This is a genomic window from Flavobacterium sp. Root420 (genome assembly GCF_001427905.1).
Taxonomy (GTDB): domain Bacteria; phylum Bacteroidota; class Bacteroidia; order Flavobacteriales; family Flavobacteriaceae; genus Flavobacterium.
Genome location: NZ_LMEF01000013.1, coordinates 23,813 through 43,513, shown reverse-complemented (window position 1 = coordinate 43,513; position 19,701 = coordinate 23,813). Strand labels below are relative to the sequence as shown.

The 19,701-nt window shown below is 34.0% G+C and carries 16 protein-coding genes; 9 read left to right on the top strand and 7 right to left on the bottom strand.

Annotated elements, in window-relative coordinates:
* Nucleotides 1-43: 43 nt before the first annotated feature.
* Nucleotides 44-2,326, bottom strand: coding sequence for a T9SS type A sorting domain-containing protein (locus ASC72_RS10570; RefSeq protein WP_056190596.1), 2,283 nt, complete (start codon nt 2,324-2,326; stop codon nt 44-46).
* 128 nt (nt 2,327-2,454) lie between these two features.
* On the bottom strand, nt 2,455-3,798 hold the full coding sequence (gene gdhA, locus ASC72_RS10565; RefSeq protein WP_056190594.1) for an NADP-specific glutamate dehydrogenase: 1,344 nt from the start codon (nt 3,796-3,798) through the stop codon (nt 2,455-2,457).
* Between the two features lie 323 nt (nt 3,799-4,121).
* Between gdhA and ASC72_RS10560 the strand changes: the two genes are divergently transcribed.
* Nucleotides 4,122-4,910, top strand: coding sequence for a hypothetical protein (locus ASC72_RS10560; RefSeq protein ID WP_056190622.1), 789 nt, complete (start codon nt 4,122-4,124; stop codon nt 4,908-4,910).
* Between the two features lie 58 nt (nt 4,911-4,968).
* Here ASC72_RS10560 and ASC72_RS10555 read toward each other — a convergent pair whose 3' ends face one another.
* Complete coding sequence (locus ASC72_RS10555; protein WP_056190591.1) at nt 4,969-6,111, bottom strand: cystathionine gamma-synthase; 1,143 nt, start codon at nt 6,109-6,111, stop codon at nt 4,969-4,971.
* 200 nt (nt 6,112-6,311) lie between these two features.
* Between ASC72_RS10555 and ASC72_RS10550 the strand changes: the two genes are divergently transcribed.
* Complete coding sequence (locus ASC72_RS10550) at nt 6,312-7,055, top strand: DUF3298 and DUF4163 domain-containing protein (protein ID WP_056190588.1); 744 nt, start codon at nt 6,312-6,314, stop codon at nt 7,053-7,055.
* 107 nt (nt 7,056-7,162) lie between these two features.
* On the opposite strand, the gene ASC72_RS10545 is transcribed toward ASC72_RS10550, so the two are convergent.
* The 4 genes from ASC72_RS10545 to ASC72_RS10530 all read right to left on the bottom strand — a co-directional run bounded on the left by ASC72_RS10545 (nt 7,163) and on the right by ASC72_RS10530 (nt 10,836).
* On the bottom strand, nt 7,163-8,314 hold the full coding sequence (locus ASC72_RS10545; RefSeq protein WP_056190586.1) for an ATP-binding protein: 1,152 nt from the start codon (nt 8,312-8,314) through the stop codon (nt 7,163-7,165).
* A gap of 130 nt (nt 8,315-8,444) precedes the next feature.
* A complete protein-coding gene (locus ASC72_RS10540) occupies nt 8,445-9,200 on the bottom strand; it encodes an SDR family NAD(P)-dependent oxidoreductase (RefSeq protein WP_056190584.1) in 756 nt (251 codons plus the stop codon).
* Between the two features lie 237 nt (nt 9,201-9,437).
* Nucleotides 9,438-9,944: a GNAT family N-acetyltransferase gene (locus ASC72_RS10535; RefSeq protein ID WP_056190583.1), complete on the bottom strand. Its 507-nt coding sequence runs from the start codon at nt 9,942-9,944 to the stop codon at nt 9,438-9,440.
* Between the two features lie 16 nt (nt 9,945-9,960).
* Nucleotides 9,961-10,836, bottom strand: coding sequence for an aldo/keto reductase family oxidoreductase (locus ASC72_RS10530; RefSeq protein ID WP_056190581.1), 876 nt, complete (start codon nt 10,834-10,836; stop codon nt 9,961-9,963).
* 223 nt (nt 10,837-11,059) lie between these two features.
* Between ASC72_RS10530 and ASC72_RS10525 the strand changes: the two genes are divergently transcribed.
* The 7 genes from ASC72_RS10525 to ASC72_RS10495 all read left to right on the top strand — a co-directional run bounded on the left by ASC72_RS10525 (nt 11,060) and on the right by ASC72_RS10495 (nt 19,683).
* Nucleotides 11,060-12,064 carry a MoxR family ATPase gene (locus tag ASC72_RS10525; RefSeq protein WP_056190578.1) on the top strand — a complete coding sequence of 335 codons (1,005 nt, stop codon included), beginning with the start codon at nt 11,060-11,062 and terminating at the stop codon, nt 12,062-12,064.
* A gap of 96 nt (nt 12,065-12,160) precedes the next feature.
* Nucleotides 12,161-13,024 carry a DUF58 domain-containing protein gene (locus tag ASC72_RS10520; protein ID WP_056190576.1) on the top strand — a complete coding sequence of 288 codons (864 nt, stop codon included), beginning with the start codon at nt 12,161-12,163 and terminating at the stop codon, nt 13,022-13,024.
* Nucleotides 13,025-13,209: 185 nt separating this feature from the next.
* Nucleotides 13,210-14,841, top strand: a complete 1,632-nt coding sequence (locus ASC72_RS10515; RefSeq protein WP_056190574.1) for a hypothetical protein — start codon at nt 13,210-13,212, stop codon at nt 14,839-14,841.
* On the top strand, nt 14,841-15,842 hold the full coding sequence (locus ASC72_RS10510; RefSeq protein WP_056190572.1) for a VWA domain-containing protein: 1,002 nt from the start codon (nt 14,841-14,843) through the stop codon (nt 15,840-15,842). Before ASC72_RS10515 ends, ASC72_RS10510 begins: the two co-directional genes overlap by 1 nt.
* Before the next feature lie 141 nt (nt 15,843-15,983).
* Nucleotides 15,984-17,018 (top strand): VWA domain-containing protein, encoded by a 1,035-nt coding sequence (locus ASC72_RS10505; protein WP_056190569.1) that lies wholly within the window; start codon nt 15,984-15,986, stop codon nt 17,016-17,018.
* Nucleotides 17,019-17,062: 44 nt separating this feature from the next.
* Entirely contained in the window at nt 17,063-17,812 is a 750-nt protein-coding gene (locus ASC72_RS10500; protein WP_056190620.1) for a tetratricopeptide repeat protein, read from the top strand.
* Between the two features lie 116 nt (nt 17,813-17,928).
* A complete protein-coding gene (locus ASC72_RS10495; protein WP_056190567.1) occupies nt 17,929-19,683 on the top strand; it encodes a BatD family protein in 1,755 nt (584 codons plus the stop codon).
* The last annotated feature ends 18 nt before the right edge of the window (nt 19,684-19,701 follow it).

Here is a 19,701-nt window from a genome sequence, read left to right as displayed (position 1 = left end):
TAATTTTATGTTGATTACTTGTTTTTCTTTATTTTAAATCTCTTTATCGAATAATCATCACTTTCTTAACTTTTGTTTCTCCCCCGTCCTGGGCAGAAATAAAAATCATATAAACTCCTGAAGCTACTTTATATCTTCCAAAAGCTGTTGTATCCCACTCTATTGTTCCTCCTTCTGAAGTTGTCTCGTAAACCAAATTACCTTCGATATCTGTAATTTTAATATTGGCTTTATCAATTAACCCAGCCACTTTTACAGTTCCTGAATAGGTTGGACGAACCGGATTTGGATAAACATAAACATTATTTAAATCTTCATTAGCATCTGTTGCAATCCCTTTAAAAGAAATCATTCCTTTATTGGTTGCAATGAAAACTTCTCCGGTTGTGCTATTAATTTTAATATCATTTATGACATTACCCGGCAAAGGCGAATTGCTGATCGTGAAATGATATTTTGTTTCCTGTCCATTTGGAGACACCATAAAAACACCTGAATCAGCTGTACCAATCCATTTATTATTCGCTCCGTCAACTGCGATTGAAGTAATAAATTGTTCATAAAGTAATTCCTGAGCCAAATTATCGTCCATAATGATAATCGGATTCGCTTTTAACTGACTTTCATTTTGAAAACTGCTCACGTTTGACAAAACACGCAACCCTTTTGTAGTTCCGATCCAAAGTTGATTTTTAGTATCAATTGCAATCGATCTTACATCGGCGATTGGAAGATTTCCGGCATCGGCACCAAATGTCATTTTTTTGAATGTATTGGTGGCTTCATTAAAACCAACAACTCCATCCCTATTGGTTGCAATCCATTTTATACTATTTCTGTCGATTAAAATGCTGGCATAACTTGAAGCTTCTGCGTCATCAATAATTGACGTCATCGAGTAACTTCCCCATTGGCCATTGGTTCTCAAAACTTTTAATCCATTTTTGATTCGGCTATTGGTTACCCAAAGATTTCCTGTTTTATCAAAAGCAGTTCCATTGATACGGACATCTATATAATTTGGACCTTCAGTAGTAATTGATTCTAAACCACTATTTTTTTCGTTGTATAAAAACTGCGGAACATCATTTTCTATTTTTAATAATCCGGAGAAAAACGAACTCGCATAAACCTGTTTTTCATCAACAGGATTTACAATAATTTTTGTCATTGATTTGGCGTCATAAACGTCAGAATATGGAATATTCAACCAGCCAGAAGTACTGTATTTGCTTACACCATAACTATCTAAAGGATATGGATTATAAAATGAATCATAATCGCCATAAACTGTCCAAAGCCCATTTGGTGTAACATCTAAAGAAAAAATATTGTTTCGTGCCGGACCTGTGGGTGTATTGTTTTCGAAAGCTGCACTTCCTGAAAGGGTCGATGAAAACAAGCCTTTTTCTTTTGTTCCGATGTAAATTGCATCTCCAATAGCGGCTGCACAAGTAAAATTAACTGTATTATCTAAAACCTGAGCATTTGTAATCTGCCGATTCAAAATCATTTGATTATTATAGATATATACTGTGTTCGGGATCGTAATAAACAAATTATGATTTTTTGCCCTCATATCAACAGAAGGTTGCGGAAGCTGCAAAAACCCAACAAAAATAGCTGAGTTAAACCTATGAATATATCCGACAGTATTAATCGCAATAAGTTCGGTATCCAAAGTTTCAACACTTGACCAATCTCCTGAATTTACAACTGTCCATTGACTAAAATCATTTAAATTCGGACTTGTGCTATTGGCTCTTCTGATTCCGCTTGAAGTTGCCGCATAAATAAATCCATTAAAAAAAGCAGTTTGTTTTACACTGATTTCCGTGCCATTATCTCCAATAAAATAAGTATCACCAAATTGCAAAGTTGTCAAATTGAACTGCACAATTCCGAAATCACAAGAAACATACAGCAAACCGTTATGCTCCATAAAATGATTGATTTTTTTAAGATTCGGCGCCAATTGCTTATTGATGATATCAACTTTTTTCAGCATACTACCGTCAGTTTCATTTATTGCAATCAATAAACCATTTTCATAACCTACAATGGTTTTTTTGAAAGCTTCACTATAATATACAGCAGAAATCGTCTGACCGGAAAGCCCGTCAACTGTGGTTGTTGTTTTAACTGTATTTGTTGCGGCATTTTTAGAAAACAAAGCATTCTCTGAAGCTGCATAAACTGTTGTTGAAGACTCTGAAACATCTTTTATTTCATTAAATGAAAAATAGCCCTGCCACGACAATTTATTCTGGGCGAAACTAAATTGCATAAAAAGCAGAAATAAAATATAGAGAAAACTTTTCTTCATTATTTGATATATTCAGATAGACAAATATAATACAAACGAAAGTATTTGAATTTTGTTCTTGTACAAATAAAAAATGCCTCCGATTTATCTTTCGACAAATGAAGGCACTTTAGAACTAAAACAACTTTTTATACTACACCTTGCGCAAGCATAGCATCGGCAACTTTAACAAATCCGGCAATGTTCGCTCCTTTTACATAGTTTACATAGCCATCTTCACCAACACCGTATTTTTTACATTGGTTGTGAATTCCAACCATAATATCTTTTAATCTCAAATCAACTTCTTCACTTGTCCAGTTTAGACGAATTGAATTTTGTGTCATTTCTAATCCAGATGCAGCAACACCACCAGCGTTAGCCGCTTTTCCCGGAGCAAATAATACTTTATTATCTAAAAATAATTTAATTGCGTCTAATGTCGAAGGCATGTTTGCAGCCTCAGTAACACATAAAACACCATTATCGATTAATTTTTGAGCATCTTCACCATTTAACTCATTTTGAGTCGCACATGGAATTGCAATATCAACTTTTACTTCCCATGGACTTTTCCCTTTATGAAAAATAGCATTTGGATATTTTTTAAGATAAACTTCCGCTCTGTTATCACCAGTAGCTCTCATTTCAAGCATATGATCGATTTTCTCACCAGAGATTCCGTCTTCATCATAAATGTATCCATCGGGACCAGAAATAGTCAATACTTTTCCGCCTAATTCATTTATTTTCAAAGCAACTCCCCAAGCCACATTTCCGAATCCAGAAATCGCTACTCTTTTACCTTTAATGTCATGCCCGATAGTTTTAAGCATTTGATCTGTAAAATAAACAACTCCGTATCCTGTAGCTTCAGGTCTGATTAGTGATCCTCCATATGCAATTCCTTTACCGGTTAAAACACCTGTAAATTCATTTCTAATTCTTTTATATTGACCAAATAAATATCCAATTTCTCTTGCTCCAACACCAATATCTCCGGCAGGTACATCTAAATCAGGACCAATATGACGACATAACTCCGTCATGAAAGATTGACAAAAACGCATCACCTCAGCATCAGATTTTCCTTCCGGATCAAAATCAGATCCTCCTTTTCCACCACCCATTGGCAGGGTAGTCAGACTATTTTTGAATACTTGTTCAAAAGCAAGGAATTTTAAAACCGATAAGTTAACAGAGTGGTGAAATCTAATTCCTCCTTTATAAGGTCCGATTGCTGAATTCATTTGAATTCTAAAACCTCTGTTTACAATAATTTCTCCTTTATCATCAACCCACGGAACTCTAAATATTATAGAACGTTCTGGTTCTGCAATTCTAAGAAGTAAGTTTTTTCCATCATATTTTTTACGCTCTGCAATAAATGGAATTACTGTTTCTGCAAATTCTCTAACGGCTTGAAGAAACTCTGGCTCGTTTGGATTTTTAGACTCTACAAGAGCCATAAATTCATTTATTTTTTGTTCCATTTTTAAATAAATTATTCAGGTAAATTATTTTAATTTTGCTCAATTAAACAAGAGAATACGTTTAAGAAAACGTTTTCGTTTCAACGCACAAAGATATAACAAAATACGGATGCAATGTGATTTTTTTCATTTTACGGGAGTGAATTGTATATTTTTCAAACTTTACTAAAAATAGCATTTTACACTACTTATTTTACATCGAAACAACCAACTTAAAGTTAACAAATTAAGTATTTTGTTACTTATTTTTTAATAGACGAATATATTATTTTGAATCGCACATGTTTTTTATATATTTGCCATTATTTGAAAGCCCAAAAAACATGCTTAAACCTATAATACTCACTTTATTCGCCTTCATCGGAATTACAACAGTATCGAAAGCACAAGGTATTGCACAAGAAGTAGGAATAATATTCGGCCCTGTATCTTTTCAGTCAGATTATGGTGAACGTAATAACATGGACACCAACGTTGGAAACACAGGTTTTGGCGTAGGGGTCGTTCATTTTATTAACTTTTCTGCCAACAATAACAGAGAAAGTTTTTTTTCAGAACATTTCAAAGTGAGATCTGAACTATCATTCAATCAGACCAATCTGGAACATTTTGGTAAATGGGTGGAGTCAGAAGAAAGAAAAGGACTTGTTCGCCACCTTAGGGCAATGAGCGGAAAATCAACCTTAGTAAATCTTGGATCTCAATTAGAATTCTCTCCAATAAAAATTCACGATTTCGAAAATTCAGTAGGTAGTTTTAGTCCATATGTAAGTTTAGGATTTCAGGTGAGCTATTACACAACAAGTGTGACTTCACAATTAGGGCCTTTAGGGCTTCCGTCAACAACTTTCGCAAAATACCTAATACCTTCAGACGGTCGTCAGTATGGTTTTTCAAATGAAAATGGAGTTGTACTATCAGTAACTGCAGGAGTTGGGGTTCATTACAAACTAACCACTATGAGCGATTTAATGTTTGATATTCGTTACCAAGGCTTTAGCTCTGACTGGGTTGATGGTTTAAATCCTAACAAAGATCTTTTTAAGGAAAACAAGAAAAATGATTCTCAGGTTTGGTTTAACGCAGGATATATTTATTACTTAGAATTCTAAAAATAAAACGTTATTATAAACAAAACCCCCAATTCTCACGAGTTGGGGGTTTTTATTTTTATGCCAGTGCTTGTTCTAAATCGGCGATTAAATCTTCTGCATCTTCGATACCGACGCTTAATCGAACCAAATCGTCGGTAATACCAACTTCTGCTCTTTTATCTGCCGGAATAGAGGCGTGTGTCATCAAAGCAGGATGATTCGCTAATGATTCCACTCCTCCTAATGATTCTGCCAAAGTAAATACTTTTAATTTTTCTAAAAAGGTAATTGAATCTTCTTTTTTACCAGAAACAAAAGTAAACGAAACCATTCCGCCAAAAGCTTTCATTTGTTTTTTGGCAATTTCATGAAACGGATGGCTTGGTAAACCCGGATAATAAACCGTTTTTATTTTTGGATGTTTAGTTAAGTATTCCACTACTTTTTCTCCATTTTCACAGTGTCTTTGCACTCTCAGTGAAAGTGTTTTAATTCCTCTTAAAACAAGAAAACTATCCATTGGCCCCAATGTTGCTCCAGTGGCAAATTGCTGAAAATGCAATTGATCTCCCAAAGCTTCATCTTTTACAATTAAAGCTCCTGCAATAACATCAGAGTGTCCTCCTAAATACTTGGTAGCAGAATGCATTACAATATCTGCACCTAAATCAAGCGGTTTTTGTAAATATGGCGTGGCGAAAGTATTATCAACAGCAAATAAAATTTTATGCTCTTTGGTGATTTTAGCAACTTCTTCAATATCTGCTAATTTCATTAACGGATTTGTTGGCGTTTCAACCCAAATCAATTTTGTATTTTCATTGATTAATGATTTCAATTTTGCAATATCAGTCATATCAACAAAATGAAATTTAATCCCTGAATCTTTATAAATTCTGGAGAACATTCTGTAAGTACCGCCATACAAATCATCCATGGCAATAACTTCATCTCCGGCTTTAAGCCCTCTCAAAATACAATCAGTCGCTGCTAATCCAGATGAAAAAGCCAATCCACGTGTACCATTTTCAATACTGGCCAAAGCATTTTCTAATGCTGTACGAGTTGGGTTTGAAGCTCTGCTGTATTCATAATCGCCTAAAGGCTGTCCCGGACTTGTCTGAATATAAGTTGAAGTTTGATATACGGGAGGCATCACTGCACCTGTACTTGGGTCATGATGCTGACCACCATGAATCACTTTAGTATTGAATTTCATATAGTTATGTTTTTAAAACGCTATTTTAGGCTACAAATTTACCGTTTAATTTATTTTAATCCTGACACAACTTCTTACCTTTGTATATAATTAACACTTTGAGATACGAAATCACCAATAATCAGTGCTTTGCGAAAGCAAAAACATATAAATAAAATGCGATACCCTATTATGACCAATAACAAATAACTTTTACATATATGAAACAGTATACTTTTTTAGTCTTTTTGTTTTTATTATTTATTAGTTGCAACAAAGAACTTTCATTTGAAAACGAAACGTTTGAAAAAAAATCTAGCCTTTCCTGCAAAACAGATTGCCCAATAATAACAATTGAAATTCCGATTGCAAAAAATATTCCTGTTGTTGCTGATAGTATCAACAAAAAAATCTTTTCGGTCATAAAAGAAATTGTCTATTTTGGAGAAAAACAAGTAAAATTAAATGATTACAATGCATTAACTTCTTCTTTTATTGGCTCTTATGAAGAAATGCATAAAAAATTCCCAAATGAAACCTTCGGCTGGCAAGGTAAAATAAAAGGAAATCTTGAATTTAAATCAGGCCAAATTATCAATATAAAAATTGATCATTATACTTTTACCGGAGGCGCACATGGATATCAGGGATATCAATCCTTATTATTTAATCCGAAAACAGGAAAAACCATTTTTTCTGATCAGCTTTTTAAAAATGAAAAAGAGTTTAAGGCTTTCGCCGAAAAAGCCTTTCGCCAGAAATATAAAATTTCAGAAAAATCAAACATTAACGCAACAGGTTTAATGTTCGAAAATGACAAATTTCAGCTGCCTCAGAATATTTTTTATACAGAAGAAGGTTTATTATTATATTACAATTCCTATGAGGCTGCATCCTATGCAGATGGCCCAAAAGAACTTTTATTTCCGTATGATGAAGTGAATAAATATTTATTGTATCAGTGATTTAAAAAAAACATTTGGCTAAAGCTGGAGACAATTCAAAAAACACATTTTGAGTTAGACGCACTGCGGTGCGCCTCTACAGAAAACCTTTGTCGCTTTGTACCTTGCTACTTTGTACCTTCCTGAAAATCATATTTCATCTTCCGCAAAATTCGGAGCGCTTCTTTAAACGACAAATACACCTGAGAAAAAGGTTTCAAATGCAATTTTGAATCAATTAGTTTTTGTTTGGCTTCCTCAAAACCATTCAAATAACAAATCATAAAAGTAGATGGGAGGTTTTCCAGATCAACCATTTCACGTGGTGATAATGTAAATCCTTTTTGAAGTTTTTGAAGTAATGCCATATTCGAATTATAAATATGGTACAGCATTTTTCGATTGAATTCCGGAGGCTGAAAAAGCATTTTTCGATCGATTTTGTAATAACCATTATCAAAGAAACGAATAGTTTGCTCCTCTAACGGATAATAGCTTGTTTTATCATTTAAGCCTAGCGGAACATATTCGGTAATTGTAAAACTATCATCATCAAAAACAATCGTAACTACATCCTGTGCCGAATAAAAAAGTTTAATTTGTTCGTTGATCAATTCAATATCAACTCGGGAAAGAAAGGTTTTGTCACGCGATTTTTTAGGAACTCCCGCCCAACAAATCACAAATAATTCTTTAAAAACATTATATTTCGGCGACATGTCTTTATGTCTGAAATTCATAAAGTCGATTACGCCGTCGAGTGTATATTGAATGCTATTTCGGGAATTATTTTCGATCCCTATAACCGTTTCGGTATTCTGATAATTCTTCTCTACTTCACCTTCAATTGGAACCGAATTACTCCCGCGCCTAATAAAAACGCTATTGGCGAGTATGGTATGAATTCCCTTTTTGAAATAAGAAATTTTATTTTTAGGTTTAATAGTTACCAATCCGATTACCTTATCTTTTGGAAGATTCGGAAACGGAATATTTTCATATTGAATTTTAGGTGGGTTTTCTAAAAAAGCATTGACGAGATTCTGGATTCGGCTGTCATCGAAAAAATCATCACCAACAATTTCATTATCCTGATCTTCGACACCAACCACGATATAAGAATTATTTGTCGGGTTAGAATTTGATAGTGCGCAAATGTGTTTTAAGAACTTTCCTTTTCCTTCGCGTGTATGCAAATTCAACTGCCTTTTTTTGTCATAAAAACTGCTCTCATCATTATGAGCAAGCAGGTTTTTTATTAAAAGGCGCTTATTGATCATTTCTTTAAACTTCTTAGATGTTAGATTTTTAAATTTCTAGACATTGGACTTCTTAAATTTCACACTTAATAATTGTATGTCTAGCTGTCTAAGCTAGTCTAAAAATCTAAGAAGTCCAATGTCTAATAATCTAAATATTCTTGTTGACTATGGTTGCCGAGGCTTGCGCCGTCGGATATACAATTAAATCTGCAATGTTTACATGGTATTTTCTTGATACTACAAAATGAATAATATCAGCAATATCTTCCGCTTGTAAGGCTTCTAAACCTTTATACACATTTGACGCTCTATCGGCATCGCCTTTAAAACGAACCTCACTAAATTCGGTTTCAACCATTCCCGGATGAATTGCTCCGACTCTAATTCCGTACGGATTCAAGTCCATTCGCATGCCGTTATTGATAGCATCAACAGCATGTTTTGAGGCACAATATACATTTCCGTTCGGATAAACTTCTTTACCGGCAATGGATCCAATATTGATAATATGCCCCGACTTTCTTTCAATCATCTGAGGAATAATCGCTTTTGAAACATACAAAAGTCCTTTTACATTAATATCAATCATCGCATCCCAATCGTCAATATTTCCATTCTGAATTGGATCTAAACCGTGTGCATTTCCGGCATTATTAATTAAAACGTCAATTTGCGAAAATTCTGTTGGCAATGAATTGATAGTTGAAAAAACAGCCTCTTTATCACGAACATCAAAAGAAAGGGAGTGAACTTCTGTAAAAGCCGAAAGTTCTTTTTCAAGTTCAGCTAAACGTTCTTTGCGTCTTCCGCAAAGGATAATCTTATAATTGTTTTTTGCCATTATTTGTGCGGTTGCTTTTCCAATTCCGCTTGTTGCTCCAGTAATTAAAACTGTTTTTTTCATTCTTGTTTAGGTTTTTATTTAAACACATAGAGACATAGTTTTAAAAGCTTAGAAAAAGGTGTTTCACTCGACATCAAAACACATAGCTATGTGTTAAATGACTAGTCATTTATTTTTACCTTCTTTAAAACAATAAAAATCTATGTGTCTATGTGTTTAATTTTTTAGCCACAGATTAAAAGATTAAAAATGATTTTTTTCAATCTGTGAGAATCTTTTAATCTGTGGCTAATATTTTTATTTTTTATTTTTCCAATCTTCTAAATTCAACACCATATTTAACGCCGTCCATGTTTCACCATCAACTTCTCTTAACAGTTTTTTATCCGGATTAATTCTGAAACCAACTTTTTCATAACACTTAATAGCACTAACATTAAAATCAAAAACATTCAATTCTATATTTCGTTCTTTTCTGTTTTTAAGAATATATTCCAATAATAAAATCACCATTTGCTCACCAATTCCTTTTCCTCTCTGGTTTTTATCGATAATCAGGATTCGGCCTAGTTTTGCAGAATCATCTTTAAAATAAATTTCACAATGCCCAATAGTACTTCCATCAGAAATATTGGCAACTCTAAAAGCAATTCTGTTTTCATCCGAAAGTGTTTTATCTATTTGCTCATCCGTTAACGGGAAAGTAAATTCCGGACCGCCAAATTGCATTAAATCTTTTGCGTTATTGATGGAATTGATCAATTCAGAATAAAACTTTTTATCAAATTTTTCTAAATGTATCATTTTTACTATGCATTATTTATGGCACATCGTCGCCCATACTTTCTGTCCAAATCGCAAACCAGTCTTCCTTATCCATTTCCAATTCTACTGCTTTCATCAAGGATTGAATTCTGGCAATATTAACTGTCCCCGCAATTGGCACAACTCCGGCAGGATGTTTTAAAATCCAGGCCAATAAAAGTGTATCGGAACCAAAACTGTATTTTTGAACCAACTCTGAAAGTAATTTTTTCAAACGACGTGTTTTCTTGGTGTCTTCTCTAAAAACTGTTCCAAGCGGATTCCATGACAAAGGACGGATTCCGTGTGTTTGCATATAGTCTAAACTTCCATCGATCATTGCTTCATAATGTGTAGCCGAAAATTGCACCTGATTAAAACTAACTTCTGTTTTGGAACGAATTAACTCTGTTTGAGAACTGGTAAAATTGGAAAGTCCGAAATCGATAATTTTCCCTTCTGCTTTTAATTTCTCCACTGCTTCAGCAATTTCGTCAGCCTGCATTAACGGACTTGGTCTGTGTAATAAAAAAACATCAATAAAATCTGTTTTTAATTTTTTAAGCGATTCTTCAACAGACCAGATAATATATTCTTTCGAATATTCATAATGTTTGATTTTGTTCTCCGGACGTTTTTCAGCAATCATCTGAATTCCGCATTTGGTAATTATCTGTAATTTTTCTCTAGAAATTTTACTTGCGTGGAAAGCTTTTCCAAAATCGGCTTCTGTGGTATAGGATCCGTAAATATCGGCGTGATCAAAAGTGGTAATTTTGTTTTCGATACAGATTTGTATCATATTTTCCATTTCTTTAGTTGTAAGGTTTTTATCCCAAACTCCCCAATTCATAGTGCCCGAAATTATAGGCGATAACGTTGTTTTGCTCATGGTTTTATTGCGTTATTTTTGGTAATAAATATGCTTTTATAAAGCATAATCACCAAAGTTCTTAAAAATATAAAAATAGATTCACAATTCGTCCTTAAAATTAGTGCATTGGTCGAAGTTTTAACCATTCTTTAACATCTTACTTCTCAAAAAATATTCAATTTGCACTCTCAAAAACAAGGCGTAAAAATCAAAGGTTTAAAAAGGTTTTAAAAATATTTATATGGAAGAAAATACAACGACTTTAGACATTAGAGCGATAAATGAAAAAATTGAGAGAGAAAGTGCTTTTATAGACCTTCTTACAATGGAAATGAACAAAGTTATTGTGGGCCAGAAACATATGGTCGAGCGTTTATTAATCGGGCTTTTAGGACAAGGGCATATTTTATTGGAAGGTGTTCCGGGATTGGCCAAAACTTTAGCGATAAATACGTTGTCGCAAGCAGTTCAGGGTTCTTTCAGCCGTATCCAGTTTACTCCGGATTTATTACCTGCCGATGTTGTCGGAACGATGATTTACAACATCAAAGCAAACGAATTCTCTATTAAAAAAGGGCCAATTTTTGCTAATTTCGTACTTGCCGATGAGATTAACCGTGCTCCTGCTAAAGTTCAGTCAGCACTTTTGGAGGCGATGCAGGAAAAACAAGTTACTATTGGTGACACAACTTTCAAACTTGATCGTCCGTTTTTAGTATTAGCAACTCAAAATCCTATTGAACAAGAAGGAACATACCAACTTCCCGAAGCACAGGTCGATCGTTTTATGTTGAAAACCGTAATTGATTACCCAAAAATTGATGAAGAACGTTTTGTAATTCGTCAAAACCTAAAAGGAAGTTACGAAAAAGTAAATCCTGTAGTTTCTGTAGAACAAATTTTGCGTGCGCAAGAAGCTGTTCGTGAAGTTTACATGGACGAAAAAATCGAAAAATACATCTTAGATATCATCTTTGCTACTCGTTATCCAGAGAAGTACAAACTTGCGGACTTAAAACCTCTTATCAGTTTTGGAGCATCGCCACGTGGAAGTATCAACTTAGCCAATGCGGCAAAATGTTACGCTTTCATCAAACGTCGTGGTTATGTAATTCCAGAAGACGTTCGTGCAGTTGTACATGATGTTTTACGTCACAGAGTCGGGATAACGTATGAGGCTGAAGCCGAAAATATTACTTCTGTAGACATTATCAACAAAATCGTAAACGAGATTGAAGTACCTTAAAAAATTTTAGATTTTAGATTGCTGATTTTAGATTTAAAATCTGCAATCTAAGTTTCAATCTAAAATCAAAAAATCTAAAATCTGCAATCCGAAAAAATGGATACAAAAGAGCTTTTAAAAAAAGTACGGAAAATAGAAATCAAAACCAAAAGACTGAGCAATCACATCTTTTCGGGAGAGTACCATTCTTCATTTAAAGGGCGCGGGATGACTTTTAGCGAAGTGCGTCAATACCAATATGGCGATGATATTCGTAACATCGACTGGAATGTAACCGCACGCTATAACGAAGCCCACGTAAAAGTTTTTGAAGAAGAACGAGAATTGACCATGGTTTTAATGGTTGACATTTCAGGTTCTGAAGGTTTTGGTTCAAAAAGTCAATTCAAAAAAGACATCGTCACCGAAATTGCGGCAACGATGGCTTTTTCGGCTACACAAAACAATGACAAAATCGGATTAATATTATTTTCAGATAATGTCGAATTGTATATTCCACCAAAAAAAGGCCGTTCACACGTTTTGAGAATCATTCGTGAATTGATCGAATTTGAACCCAAAAGCCACAAAACGGATATTGCGCAAGCTTTGAAGTTTTTATCAGGAACACAAAAAAAGAAAGCTATCGTTTTTGTGATTTCTGATTTTATGTCTGAAAATTACGAGCAGACTTTAAAAATTGCTTCTAAAAAACACGACATTACAGGTGTTCGTGTATATGATATCCGTGAAGAAAAAATCCCGAATTTAGGAATGGTAAGTATGCTGGATGCTGAATCCGGGAAAGTTCAGTTGGTCGATACAGGCTCAAAAACAGTGCGAATGAACTACGAAAAACATTATCACGAAAGAGTCAGTTATTTCAAAGATATTTTCAGTAAATCCGGAGCTGGAGTTGTAAACACAAGAGTCGATGAAAATTACGTAACGAAATTATTGGGATATTTCAAATCAAGATAAATATAATTTTAGATTGCAGATTTTAGATTTTAGATTTTTTGAAAATCAATTAACTATTTCTGCCAAAAATCACAAAAGTAAAAATCCGCTTACACAAGCAACAGCGAACTGGCGAAGCAAATCCGCGTCATCCGCGTGCCAATTTAAGCAACTGTTTTAGACTAAAATCTGAAATCAAAAATCAAATGAAATTAAAATTTTACATATTTCTATTTTTGCTTACTTCAGCTGTTTTTGCACAACAAAAACAGGTTGAAACAAGTATTGATACTACAAAAAATAAAATTGGAGCCGAGTTTAAGTTAACGCTTAAAACGGTTGTAAGCTCAAAATCGAAAGTTGTTTTTCCGAAACTAAAAACCATTGGTCCTTTAGAAGTAATTCAATCGTACCCAATTGACACCGTTAAGAAAAACGACACTTACGAATTAATCAAAAAATATGGCTTAACCCAATTTGATTCAGGAAAATACACAATTCCGGGTATCAAAATTTTAATAGATGAAAAACCTTATTTATCAGATTCTATTCGAGTTGAAGTGGCCAATATAAAAGTGGATACACTACAACAGAAAATGTATGATATCAAAGATATTTCCAGCGCCGACAGCAATAACGATTGGTGGATTTATGTTTTGATTTTAATCGTAATTATTGCAATTGGTGCTTTTGTATATTGGTATGTAAAAAAACATCAGAAGAAAAAAATCGAAGAAGAAGTTTATAAAACTCCAATTGAAAAAGCGACAAGTTTATTGAATAACCTGGAGCAAAAAGAATTGGTTCAAAAAGGCGAAATCAAAGAATATTACAGTGAATTAACTGATATTGCCCGTAATTATATTGAAGAAGCCATTCATATTCCGGCAATGGAAAGTACCACTTCTGAATTGATTCAGGCGATAAGACTGGCTTCTACCAAAAAGAAAATGACTTTGACTCCTGAAACTGTTGAAAATTTAGAACGTGTTTTACGTCAGGCCGATTTAGTAAAATTCGCAAAATCTAAACCTTTGGATTTTGAAATTACGGATGATAGAAATAAAATTCAGAAAGTAATTTTAACGCTTGATAATGCAATTCCGACTGAAGTTCCGGCTGAGGAAGAAGATCAATTACTGAATGAAGCTCAGAAACAAAAGCAAATCAAAATTCAACTAAGAAAAAAACGCAACAAACGTATTGCTATTACTGTTGGAACTGTCTTGTTTTTATTGTTTGCAACAACAACCTTTTTCGTTGTAACGAAAGGCTTCACCTATGTAAAAGACAATGTTATTGGTCATCCTTCAAAAGAATTATTAGAAGGAGAATGGGTAAAAAGTGAATACGGAAATCCTGGCGTTTTAATCGAAACTCCAAAAGTTTTGAAACGTATGGACACTCAAAAAGTACTTCCGAAAGAAACTATGGCTTTGATTAAGGAAATGCAGCTTTTTGCGTACGGAAGTATGATTGACAATTTCTTTATTACAGTTTCAACGGCTAAATTTAAAAACCCAACCGATATTGATTTAGCAAAAGCTTTGGAGGGTTCTTTGAAAGTAATCGAAGCTCAGGGCGGTCAAAATATAATTGTGAAACAAGAAGATTTCCAGACTAATGCAGGAATACAGGGACTTAAAGGATATGGTACAATGACTATCATTAATCCTGTTAACAAAACCAGCACAAAAGCCTATTATGAAATTTTGCTTTTCAAACAAGATCAGGGATTACAGCAAATCATGATTTTACATGAAGAAGGTGATACCTATGCAAATGACATTACAACCCGAATTTTAAATTCTGTTGAACTTAGAAAAGCTAGTAACTAATGGGAAAAATAACTTTTTTAAATCCGGAATTTTTTTGGTTGTTTCTTTTAATTCCAATCGCAATCGCCTGGTTTTTCTGGAAACGTAATCAGCAGTCGCCTACTTTAAAAATGAGTTCAACTCAGGGTTTTAAAAACAGCGAGTCATTATTGACCAAATTAAAACCTTGTTTATACGTATTCAGGATTATTGCTCTAAGCTCTTTGATTATTGCATTGGCAAGGCCGAGAACAGTAGACATTAGCAATCAGACCAAAACCACGAAAGGAATTGATATTGTAATGGCAATTGATGTTTCGGGAAGTATGCTGGCAAAAGATTTAAAGCCAAACCGTATGGAGGCTTTAAAAAGAGTTGCAGGAGAATTTGTTGAAGAAAGACCAAATGACAGAATTGGATTGGTTTTGTATGCATCTGAAGCTTATACCAAAACTCCTGTTACAAGTGATAAAGCGATCATTTTAGAAGCTATAAAAGATATTAAATACGATACCGCTCTACAGGATGGAACCGGAATTGGAATGGGATTGGCAACAGCTGTAAACAGACTAAAAGACAGTAAAGCAAAAAGCCGTGTAATCATTTTGATGACTGATGGTGTGAACAATGCCGGATTTATAGAACCTGAAACAGCTGCAGATATCGCTAAACAATACGGAATAAAAGTTTACACGATAGGAATTGGAACTAACGGAATGGCACCATCTCCGTACGCATACGCTCCAAACGGAGGTTTCTTATTCAAAATGCAAAAAGTTGAAATTGACGAGCAATTAATGAAAAGTATCGCCCGAAAAACCGATGGAACCTATTTTAGAGCAACAAGCAACGACAGACTAGCTCAAATTTACAGCGCGATCAATAAATTAGAAACAACAGAAATTCAGGAATTAAAATTCTATGATTACGACGAAAAATACAGAGTATTTGTTTTACTGGCAGCCTTTTTATTATTGTTGGAAGTTGGTTTAAGAAATACAGTTTACAGAAGCTTTATTTAATTTTTTCAAAATTAAAAAATTCCAATTTTGAAACTCCAAATAACAAATTGGAATTTGGAATTTGAAAAGTTTTAAATAAAAAGAAGAATTGGAATTTGGAATTTGTTCCGATAGCTATCGGAATTGGAATTTAAAAATTATATGGAATTAGACGAAAAAAAATATTTATACCTTTTATTCTTACTCCCAATTGTGGTGTGTATTTTCCTTTTCAATATGTATTGGAAAAGAAAAAAACAACGCGAATTTGGTGACTTGGAAATGGTTAAAAGATTAAGCCCTGAACGCTCTGTTTTTAAACCTGTACTGAAATTATCTATACTACTTTTAGCACTTGCGTGTTTGATTATCGGATTAGTAAATCCGAAGATTGGAACTAAAATGGAAACGGTAAAACGTGAAGGTATTGACATTGTTTTTGCAGTTGACGTTTCTAAAAGTATGCTGGCTGAAGATGTGGCACCAAGCCGTTTAGAGAAAAGTAAACAATTGGTTTCGCAGATTATCAATAATTTAGGGAGCGACCGAATAGGAATTGTGGCCTATGCCGGAAGTGCATTTCCAGTTTTACCTATCACGACAGATTATAGCGTAGCCAAAATGTTTCTTCAAAGCATGAGTCCGGATATGGTTTCGTCACAAGGAACTTCGCTGGATGAAGCAATCCGATTATCATCGACTTATTTTGACGAAAAAAGCAAAACAAGTAAATTATTGATTTTAATTTCTGATGGTGAAGATCATTCTGAAGGAGCTTCCGCAGCAGCGGAAGAAGCCAACAAACTGGGAATGAAAATCATCACCATTGGTATCGGAACAGAAAAAGGCGGAACCATTCCGTTAAAAGAAAATGGCGTTGTAAAAAGTTTCCAAAGAGATCAAAACGGAGAAGTTGTTATTACAAAACTAAATCAGGAAGGGCTGAAAGCAATTGCAAAAGCAACGAAAGGTGGTTATGTGTATGGTGGAAGTACCAAAGAGGTTTTAGATTACGTAAAAAATGCATTAAATAACATTCAGAAAACAGAATTCGAAGCAACACAAATGGCTGATTTTCAATCGCAATTTCAGTGGTTTCTTGGTTTTGCATTCTTGTTGTTGTTTGTCGATATTTTCCTTTTGGAAAGAAAAACAAACTGGATAAAAGAATTGAATTTATTTAACGAAAAGAAATAATTGTTTTGGAATTTATTTCGGAACAAAAAATTAAAAAAATTAGAATGAAAAATTTACTTCTTTATATTTTACTAACATTTTCTTTAGCAGTTTCAGCTCAGGAAAAGGACAAGACATTGCCTGATGCCAATGAAGAATATAAGCAGAATAAATTTGTTGATGCTGAGGCAAATTATAGAATTTCGCAGTCAAAATTCCCAAAGAAAGCGGCAGCTTCTTATAATTTAGGAAATACTATTTACAAACAAAATCAGGTTTCTGAAGCAAAATTTGCTTATGGGAATGCGATTAAAAATGCCAAAACAAGACCTGAAAAACATAAGGCATTTCATAATTTAGGAAACGTCCTGATGAAAGAGAAAGATTATACGCAAGCTGTTGAAGCTTATAAGCAAGCTTTACGCAATGATCCAACAGATGATGAAACGCGTTATAATTATGCTTTGGCCAAACAAAAATTAAAAGAAAATCCTCCGAAAAACGATAAAAACAAGGATAAGAATAAAGACAAAGACAAGGATAAAAACAAAGATAAGGACAAGGACAAAGACAAAAATAAGGATAAGGACAAAAAAGACGACAAAGACAAGGACAAAAAAGATGGTAAAAATGATCCAAAGAAAGATGATAAATCAGACAACAAAGGAGAACCAAAACCACAGCCTGGCGGAATTTCAAAAGAACGTGTTCAAAATTTATTAGACGCCGTTAATAACGAAGAAAAGAAAATTCAGGACAAAGTAAATGCTCAAAAAGTAAAAGGAAGTCCTAAGAAAACAGAAAAAGACTGGTAGATTTTTTGTGGTAAATCGTTTATTCGTTTAAGTGTTTATTCGAATAGACAATAAAACTTTAAAAAACCGATTAAACAAATAACAATTAAACAGTTAAACAAAACTGAAACAAATTAATGAAAAGATATTTAATTCTATTACTATTCACTTTTCAGGGGCTTATGGCTCAAGTTCAATTTGAAGCCAGAGTAAGCAAGAACTCGCTTGGTATAAACGAAAGACTTCGTATTGACTTCATCATGAATGTTGACGGGGATAACTTCGAACAGCCTTCATTTGACGGATTTAGAATTGTAGCAGGACCAAGTCAGCAAATAAGTCAATCCTGGGTTAACGGACGAAGCTCTTTTCAAAAAATATATTCTTATATATTACAGCCAGCACAAAAAGGAACTTTAACGATTAAACAGGCTGCAATCGAGTTTAATGGGCAGAAATACAAAACGACTCCTCAAAAAATCGTTGTAACCAATGCGGTTGCTGAGGAAAGAGATCCAAGCGATCCTAGACCACAAGGCGGTGCAGGAAGCGAGACATTGAATCTGGTAGCTGAAATTTCAAAAACAAATCCGTATTTGAATGAACCAATCACTGTGGTTTATAAATTATACTTCAACAACATTAATGTTACCGGTTTTAAAGAACTTGGAAAACCAAAATATAATGATTTCTGGAATCAGAATATAGAAATCAAACAGTTAGCTATTGAGGAAGGAAGTTACAAAGGGCAAAGATGCTATTTTGTGGTATTGAAAAAGACCATTTTATATCCTCAAAAATCAGGAAAACTCACAATTGAACCTCTTTCACTCGATATTGGGGTACAACTACCTACAAATCGACGTGACATGTTTGGCCAAATGATTCTGTCTGAGGACAATAAAGTTGTTTCGGCAGGAGCTAAAACCATCAATGTGAGACCACTTCCAGAAGGTAGTAAGCCAGAAGGTTTTACAGGTGCTGTTGGTAAATTTAATTTTACGGTTACACCTTCAAAAACTACTTTAAAAAATGGCGAAAGTCTTGATTTGGTTGTAAGTGCTGCTGGAAGCGGAAACATGAAATTGTTTACACTTCCAAAACCGGTTGTACCAAATGCATTAGAGATGTACGATCCTGTTCATGACGAGAAAGTGACTACTTCATTGTCTGGAATGTCAGGAAAAATATCGGATAAGTATACTATAATTCCGCAATACAAAGGGAAGTATACTATCAAACCAATGCAGTTTTCGTATTTTGATTTGAGCTCCGGATCATACAAAACGATAACTTCTCAGGAAATTACGGTTGATGTTTTAGACGGACCAATGCAGGCGGAAGCAAACGCAACGGCAAATGCTGCTAAAAACGTTATTACAAAAACAGAGCAATTCAAATATATCAAGCTAAAAACTACTTTAGTCTCAATGGCTAAAAACGATTTTTATGGTTCGAATTTATATTACGGATTGTTGCTGGCTCCTTTCTTAATCTTACCAATTATTGTTTTAGTTAAAAAGAAAAAAGAAGCAATTGACAGCGATGTTACCGGAAACCGAATTAAAATGAACAATAAACTGGCGAAGAAATATCTGTCTGAAGCCAAGAAACAACTTAATAACAAAGAGCCATTTTATATTGCTTTGGAAAAAGCAATGCATAATTTCCTGAAAGCGAAACTGCATATTGAAACTTCAGAAATGAGCAAAGACAATATTCGAGAATTACTATTGTCAAGAAAAGCAAATCCGGAAACAGTTCAGAGTTTCATTAATTTGACAGAAAACTGTGAATTTGCACGTTATGCTCCGGCTTCAAGCGCTTCGATTCAGCAGGATTACGATAAGGCTGTTTTAATTATTTCAGAATTAGAAAAACAGATTGTTTAAATTTTAACCGCAAATTAT

Bases quoted from the DNA above. Each gene is read 5' to 3' on its own strand.
- ASC72_RS10505 (WP_056190569.1), top strand. From the start codon at position 15,984: ATGGAATTAGACGAAAAAAAATATTTATACCTTTTATTCTTACTCCCA.
- ASC72_RS10555 (WP_056190591.1), bottom strand. From the start codon at position 6,111: ATGAAATTCAATACTAAAGTGATTCATGGTGGTCAGCATCATGACCCA.
- ASC72_RS10560 (WP_056190622.1), top strand. From the start codon at position 4,122: ATGCTTAAACCTATAATACTCACTTTATTCGCCTTCATCGGAATTACA.
- ASC72_RS10495 (WP_056190567.1), top strand. From the start codon at position 17,929: ATGAAAAGATATTTAATTCTATTACTATTCACTTTTCAGGGGCTTATG.
- ASC72_RS10535 (WP_056190583.1), bottom strand. From the start codon at position 9,944: ATGATACATTTAGAAAAATTTGATAAAAAGTTTTATTCTGAATTGATC.
- ASC72_RS10530 (WP_056190581.1), bottom strand. From the start codon at position 10,836: ATGAGCAAAACAACGTTATCGCCTATAATTTCGGGCACTATGAATTGG.
- ASC72_RS10545 (WP_056190586.1), bottom strand. From the start codon at position 8,314: ATGATCAATAAGCGCCTTTTAATAAAAAACCTGCTTGCTCATAATGAT.
- ASC72_RS10510 (WP_056190572.1), top strand. From the start codon at position 14,841: ATGGGAAAAATAACTTTTTTAAATCCGGAATTTTTTTGGTTGTTTCTT.
- ASC72_RS10520 (WP_056190576.1), top strand. From the start codon at position 12,161: ATGGATACAAAAGAGCTTTTAAAAAAAGTACGGAAAATAGAAATCAAA.
- ASC72_RS10540 (WP_056190584.1), bottom strand. From the start codon at position 9,200: ATGAAAAAAACAGTTTTAATTACTGGAGCAACAAGCGGAATTGGAAAA.
- ASC72_RS10500 (WP_056190620.1), top strand. From the start codon at position 17,063: ATGAAAAATTTACTTCTTTATATTTTACTAACATTTTCTTTAGCAGTT.
- ASC72_RS10525 (WP_056190578.1), top strand. From the start codon at position 11,060: ATGGAAGAAAATACAACGACTTTAGACATTAGAGCGATAAATGAAAAA.
- ASC72_RS10550 (WP_056190588.1), top strand. From the start codon at position 6,312: ATGAAACAGTATACTTTTTTAGTCTTTTTGTTTTTATTATTTATTAGT.
- gdhA (WP_056190594.1), bottom strand. From the start codon at position 3,798: ATGGAACAAAAAATAAATGAATTTATGGCTCTTGTAGAGTCTAAAAAT.
- ASC72_RS10515 (WP_056190574.1), top strand. From the start codon at position 13,210: ATGAAATTAAAATTTTACATATTTCTATTTTTGCTTACTTCAGCTGTT.
- ASC72_RS10570 (WP_056190596.1), bottom strand. From the start codon at position 2,326: ATGAAGAAAAGTTTTCTCTATATTTTATTTCTGCTTTTTATGCAATTT.